The sequence below is a fragment of the Arcobacter siniprincipis (SeqCode) genome, assembly GCF_048571125.1.
In the GTDB taxonomy this organism is placed as follows: domain Bacteria; phylum Campylobacterota; class Campylobacteria; order Campylobacterales; family Arcobacteraceae; genus Arcobacter; species Arcobacter siniprincipis.
The window spans coordinates 1,584,357-1,590,885 of the sequence record NZ_CP182343.1; the positions used below are offsets into that span (position 1 = coordinate 1,584,357).

Consider the following 6,529-nt stretch of genomic DNA (forward strand, 5'->3'; position numbering starts at 1 on the left):
TGTTGAAAATAATTAAATTATCTATTTTATTTATATTTATTTCATTTAATTTATTGTTTGCTAATAGCTCAAATAATAATGAGTCTGTAAAAGTAGAAGTAACTGCAAAAAAGTTTGTTGAAAAGACTAAGGGTATGGAGAGAATTTCAGGAAAAGATATAGGAAAGACTGCAATTGTTTCTAAACCTATTGAAAAAAGTTTGAAAAAAATTTTTAGTGAAGAAACTACAGCTGATGTAAAAAAATATGAAAAGGTAACATTGATAGATGTAGTATTGGAGACTATTTCAAATAACTATAAAGTAAAAGTTGCTAGAGAAAAAGTAAGACAAGCACAAATTGATTTGGATACTGCGTACTCTGGATATAAACCAACTATTGATTTAGAATATAGTAATGCTCGTACTAAATTAGACCCAAGTGATGATGGTCGTAATACTGAAGCAAATAAATATAATGATGAAACAATAAAACTTCAATTAAAACAAAATTTATATTCAGGTGGTGCTACTGAATATAAAATAAAAGGTCTAAAAAAGAGTTTAGAAGTTGCAAAAAATCGATATGAACTTTCAATAGCAACAGAAATTCAAAATGCTATTAAAGCATATCTGGGAGTTGTATTCTCTCACCAATCATTATTAGTTACAGAATCTAATATGAAATCACTTAAAAGAATATTGGAAATAGTTACAACAAAATATAACTTGGGTGCTGCTACTATTGGAGATCTGAATTCTATTAAGGCTAGTGTTTCAAATGCAGAAACAAAACTTAGTAAAACAAACTCTAAGTTTGTAGAGGCCTTGAGATATTATGAATATATTGCAGGAGAAAAATTCAAAGATACTTTACCTTATGAGTACAACTTTAAAATAAAAGTTGGTGAATTAGAAAAGTTGATTGAAGAGAGCTTTGAAAATAATTTGAATATTGTTAGTTATCGATTGACTATTGAATCTGAGCGTAATAAATTAAAAAGTGCACAGTCTTCATTTAAGCCTAAAGTTGATTTAGAATTATCTAGTACAAGAATATTTAGCAAAGATGCTTTACCTGAAGACCTTTATATTCAAAATAGAACTTCTGCAATGATTAAAGTTAAGTATAACTTATATAACGGGGACAAAGACTATAACAAGGTTTTATCAGTATATAGTACGATTAGAGAAGTTAGATATAAAATTGAAGAAGAAAAAAGAAAACTAAAATGGATAATTTCAAACTTGCATCAATCTTTGCATTCACAAGATGATTCTATTCAAAGTACAATTGATGAAGTAGATTCTTCAAATGTTACAGTGGAGTCTTATTGGGAAGCTTTTAAAAATGGAGAACAAGATTTACTAACACTTTTAACTGCACAAAGACAATTAAATACTGCACAAGTCTCTTTGATAGAATCTTATCAAAATAGGTTAAATGATTATTATAAACTATTATTTGAGTCAGGTGCTCTTGTAGCTCATTTTCAATTAGACCCTACAAAAGATAATTTTATAGATTTTACAAGAAGCAATTATAAAAAGAAAAACTCAGCATTAAGTGCTGAACAAGTAGATTTAATGAAATTTGCAAAAAGAAAAGAGAAAAAAGAAAAACAAGCTGCAATTCAAAAAGTTGATACTTTAGAAGATATTCTAAAATTCAAAGATAAATTTTTAGATACTGATGATGATTATTTTACAATTTATATTGGAAAGTTCAAATCTATTTATGATACTTTTAATTATATAAAAAGTAATAAGTTCTCTAAAAAATCTTTCATGGTGGATGAACTAGAAAACTATAAGTTTAAAAATGTCTTGGCATATGGTATTTTTGAAACAAAAAAAGATGCTAATACTGCTGTGGATTCATTGAAAAAAGTTGAAAACAAAGAGTATAAAGTTGTATCAATTGGGAAAATAAAAGATTTATATAAAAAATATATAGATGGTTATGATCAATTAAAACCAAAAGAATTAGTTGAGACTAGAACAATTAAAATGGTGCCAAAAGCTCCTTCAGAATATTTCACAAATAAAGAGTTCAAAGATAAATTCTTATTTGCAAATGAAGATTATTATACAATTAATCTTGCCACTTTATCAAATCTTGATAGCGTAGTAAGACTAGTTGAGCGTGAGAATCTTTATGATAATTCATTTATTTTTAGATATGGTCCCAAAAAAGAGTGGATAAAAATTGTTTATGGGGTATATGATAGTTATGAAAAAGCAGAACTCGCCTTGGCTTCATTATCTAATGATTTAAAAGATAAATATTTTCCTATTATTGAAGGTATTAAAAACAAACAAGATTTATATAAAAAATATTCTGATTTAGAATTAGGAACTCCAAGTTTTTCTACGAAAAAAGGAGAGTTTGTTAAACTTTCAGAAGAGACAAAAACCCAATTAAGAGATGCAAAAACAAAAAAAGTTATTCAAAAAAGAGTTCAAGATAAACCTTCAATAAAAGAAGAGAAAAAAGATAAAGAAGAACAAAAAAAAGATAAAGAAGAAGCAACTTTAGAAAGATACACGATAAGTGCTGTAAAAATCAAAAAAGATAAAGTAAATTGGTTTTTAAATAGGTATGAGTTAAAAGTTTATAATATAAAAGATTTAGATGATGGAGAAGTAGAGATAACTTTAGGTACTTTTAATAGTAAGAAAGATGCTTTAAAAGCTTTAGATAAATATCATCCATATATTCAATCTAGTGCAAAAATTGTAAAAGAGTAGTAAATGACAATACGAAATAAGATTTTTATATTTGTAGCTTTTATAATTATTTCTATATCTTTATTTATAATATCATTAATGTACTCTTCTGAAAAAGCACTGATAGAATCAAACTTTGAAAAAACTAATCAGAAAAATAGAGAATTTTTAATAAGTACTTTACAAAAGAATCTTTTATTAAATCAAGAAGAAGTAATCAATAATATGCTTGATATGACATTAAATAATACAAATATCAAATATATATCAATCTTTTTTGAAAACTATTTATTTACAAAAGAAGCATTAATAAAAAACTCAATATATCCCCATTATTCTAATTGGAAAGTCAATGATGTAAGTGTAGATGCTAGAGTAGGGTATGTCAATATTGAACCTAATAATTATTATAAATTAAATAGTAGTGTAAATTTTAATCCAAAAGAACCATTATCTCTTAAGTTCTTTTTATATAAAGATGATAAAACTTTAAATGCTATTTCTAAATTGAACTTTTTTTATGAAAAAGCTAGGGAAGGATTTGATTTAAAAAGTATTGATAAAAATCTTATTTCTAGTTCAAATATCTATTTTTTTAATAGAAAATTGGGTAGATTAGAATACCTAATAGATAATAGTGTATTAATAAACAAATTATCAAAATTGTATGATGAGTATATTTTATATTCTATTATTGCTATTTTCTTAATGATTATAATTATTTATTTGATTTATTATTACTTTTCTAAAAGTGTAACTTTAAAAAATGTTATTATGTTTAAAGAGTATTTAAAAGAGGTTTTAGATACTAATATGTCAAATAAACCAATGGAAAAAAGTGGAGATGCTAATATTGATGAATCAATAGACTTATTGAGTAAAATATTAAAAAAATATTCAGCAGTTTTAAGTGAACTTAATATAAATAAAGACATCCTAGAAAGAAAAGTTTTTACAGATGATTTAACAGGACTACCAAACCAAAAAGTTTTTGAACTAGACTTAAAAAACATGTTTATACTAGCTTCTAGTGGCTATATTGGCTTAATCAAACTTGATTGTTTAGGCTCTTTTACAAAAGGTAATGGTTCCGCTTTAGCTAACCACTTAATCGAGGAATTTTCTAATACAGTACAAAATAAATTTTCAGAACACGGCTTTAGTAAATCTACTTTTTATAGATTTTTTGGTTCAGAGTTTGCAATAATAATAAAAGATGAAAGTGAAGATAAAGTAAAAGACTATTGTACTGATTTAGAAGAAGAATTTAACGAAGTTAAAGAAAGATATGAGATAAAAGATAAGTTAGCTTATTATAGTTTTATTCCATTTGATAAATATGGAACAATAAACTCTATTCTTCAATCTATGACAGAATCTTATAACAAAGTAAAAGATAGTGGAGAAACTTTCAATATTGTTAACTCTTCAGAAGTATTAGATAAGTTTTTATTTTTAGAACAAACTGTTCGAGATATAATTAGTAATAACTCTTTTAAAATTACTTTTGGGCTAGATACAAAAAGTAATGGATTTGGTGAAAAAACTATCATGAGGGAAGTTATTCCTATAATATATGATGAAAATCAAGAGAGATTTCAAATTGGAACTTTTATATCAATTTGTGAAAAAATTGATAAGGCAGTTGATTTTGATAAATTAGTTATTCAAAGGGTTGTTCAATATATCAAGTCAAATGAAATAAGTCATGTTGTAGCTATAAACTTATCACTTTTTTCATTAAGAGATAAGGAGTTTATTAATTGGTTACATTCACTGTTAATTTTAGATAAAGAGATTACAAAGTATTTGGTATTTAGTTTAACTTCTTATAATGTTTCAACTAATATTGATGTATTTAAAAACTTTGTAAGTGAGGTTCATAGATTTGGAGCAAAAGTTATTTTGAAAAGATATAGTTCAAATGATTTTACCCTTGATGAGTTGAAAAGTTTTAAATTAGATTATTTAAGAATTAATAAAGACTATACAACAAATGTTTCAAATGATAGAGATAAAAAACATTTTTTAAGATCAATAGTTAACTTTGGGCAAGCAAATAATACTCTTATTTTGGGTGATAATATAAAAGATTTAAATGATTTAGAAATCTGTTTTGCTATGGGTATTGATGGGAATAGTAGTTATTAATGAAAGGTTTAAATATGAAGTTTTTTTATCTAGGTACAGTTTTAATATTTCTATTATTTAATGGATGTGCAAATAAAGAATTAGTAACAAATAGATATTTTAAAGCATATACAAAAGATGAAATTTTAAACGCTAGTAAACTGGCTTTCAAAGATGTTCCAAATAGTGAATATATTGTTGACTCCTACCGAAATAAACTTGAAGTTACTAAAATAGAATTATTCTATAATATCTTAAAGAAAAAAGGATATATACTAAAAGTTGATGAAGATAACTGTGGTACAAGTGCAACTTTAGAGTTAAAAACAAGTGATTCAGATGGAAAAAATTCACAATATGATGATATTGATGATCATAATGAAGTTTGGGATAGAATAGATTATTTTTTAGGCAAAAAAAATGAAGTTCTTGCTGATGGTAAAAAACTTACTAAAGATAAAAGATTAGATAAAATGTTTATTAATTATGTCCAAAATATATCTAATAATAAGATTATCAAACCTACAAAAGATATGAGTAATTGTGTGATTAAAAATGAATTTGCTTTTGGTGTTATAAAAGATAAAATAGATGAAGAAAATGAAAATAAATAAAATTATTTTAATAGTTGTATTTCTATTTACTTTTCTCCAAGCTGAGAAATTTGATGATGCAATAAATTTTTACAAAAATAAAGAATATTCAAAAGCTTACACTATATTTTATAAATTAGCCAATGAAAATAATTATAAAGCACAATTTAATTTGGCTCAAATGTATAAGAATGGATGGGGAGTTGAAAAAAATTATTTTCAGAGTTTTTATTGGTTAGATAAATCTTCTATTTCCAAAGATCCAAAGACTTTAAATAATTTAGCATACTATTATGAAAGAGGATTAGGAACAATAAAAAATAAAAAAATGGCCTTAGAATTATATGAGCAATCTGCTAATGAAGGTTATGCTATTGCCCAGTTTAATTTGGCAATGTTATATGAAGAGTTTAATACTAATGAAGAATTCTTGAAAAAAGCATTTAACTTCTACAAAAAATCTGCAAAACAAGGTTTTATTCCTGCACAAAATAACTTAGCAAGATTATATTATTTTGGACAAGGTGTAAAGAAAGATTTAGATAAAGCCTTTTATTGGTATAAAACAGCGGCTAAAGTTGATAAAGATGTTGCTGCATTTAACCTTGCATTGATGTATTATAATGGAGAAGGGACAAAAAAAGATTATGATAAAACACTCTATTGGTTAAAAATATCTGCAAATTATGGAAATAAATTTGCTCAAACACAATTAGCAGACTTTTATAGAGAAGGCGAAATACTTAATCAAAGTTATAAAGATGCTTTCTTCTGGTATTTTGAAGCAGGTGCAAATGGGTATGCTAAAGCACAGTATTATGTGGGCTTGTTTTATTATGAAGGACATGGTGTAGAACAAGATAAAGGCACAGGACTTTTTTGGATGGAAAAATCAAAAAATCAAAATTATGTATTTGCAAAATCCTTTTTAGAAAGATTAAAAAATAATCCTGAATAATCTCTCATACTTCACCGATATAGGTACTTTAAATAAAATAATTTTTTTGTTTAAAGAAAGTTATTCTTAAGTTTATATAAAATTCAAATTTTAGTTTCTCTCTGTTATAATAAAGTATAAACTAGCGCAGAGGTTTTAAA

At 25.0% G+C, this 6,529-nt stretch carries 4 protein-coding genes; all 4 read left to right on the plus strand.

Going from position 1 to position 6,529, the window contains the following annotated elements; translation table 11 throughout:
• The first annotated feature begins 2 nt into the window (after positions 1 to 2).
• The 4 genes from ACNI3D_RS08125 to ACNI3D_RS08140 are packed head-to-tail and all read left to right on the plus strand — an operon-like array spanning position 3 to position 6,389.
• Positions 3 to 2,729: a TolC family protein gene (locus tag ACNI3D_RS08125; RefSeq protein WP_419768930.1), complete on the plus strand. Its 2,727-nt coding sequence runs from the start codon at positions 3 to 5 to the stop codon at positions 2,727 to 2,729.
• A 3-nt stretch (positions 2,730 to 2,732) separates the two neighbouring features.
• Positions 2,733 to 4,859: an EAL domain-containing protein gene (locus ACNI3D_RS08130; protein ID WP_419768931.1), complete on the plus strand. Its 2,127-nt coding sequence runs from the start codon at positions 2,733 to 2,735 to the stop codon at positions 4,857 to 4,859.
• A 14-nt stretch (positions 4,860 to 4,873) separates the two neighbouring features.
• Positions 4,874 to 5,452: a hypothetical protein gene (locus ACNI3D_RS08135; RefSeq protein ID WP_419768932.1), complete on the plus strand. Its 579-nt coding sequence runs from the start codon at positions 4,874 to 4,876 to the stop codon at positions 5,450 to 5,452.
• The gene (locus ACNI3D_RS08140) at positions 5,430 to 6,389 is read left to right on the plus strand and encodes an SEL1-like repeat protein (RefSeq protein WP_419768933.1); all 960 of its coding nucleotides are present in this window, start codon (positions 5,430 to 5,432) and stop codon (positions 6,387 to 6,389) included. The genes ACNI3D_RS08135 and ACNI3D_RS08140 overlap by 23 nt, the downstream gene beginning before the upstream one ends.
• The last annotated feature ends 140 nt before the right edge of the window (positions 6,390 to 6,529 follow it).